1 pseudogene is annotated in these 443 nt (G+C 39.7%); it reads right to left on the bottom strand.

Features of this window, described 5'->3' with window-relative positions:
- A pseudogene (locus tag A3757_RS05020) lies at window positions 1–305 on the bottom strand (hypothetical protein); the annotation flags it as partial.
- Window positions 306–443 lie beyond the last annotated feature (138 nt).

The following is a 443-nucleotide window of genomic DNA, read 5'->3' on the forward strand; positions in this document are numbered from 1 at the left end:
CCAATCGCACGATCAAGTATTACTTTTCCTCGTCGGCGCATACTAATTGAAACGCCTGGGTACAACGCAGTGCTATAAATATCCTCCACCGATTTCCAAATCGCCTCAACGCCTTCTCTGGTCATACCAACTGATTCTGGGTCAGCCTCGTTAACACAATCGGAGGTAATCACAGAAGAAAGCGACGAGGGCATATCAATGGTATGACTCACCTTTTGTCGAATCTGCTTATGTACCCCTTTATAGAGAGAGGCTTTTTTAAAGATATTCCCTGCATCGGTACTCATATTCATTCCACTACTCATTGTGCACCCTATTCTTTTATATTCTGCCTAAACGATAAAGCGATTAATAAATTAGAGCAATAACTCAGATCAATTTTGTCATTAATAATTGAGTATTTTTTCAGTTTTTTAACTATCACCGAAGCCATAGCGATTCAA

The organism is Oleiphilus sp. HI0117 (assembly GCF_001635235.1).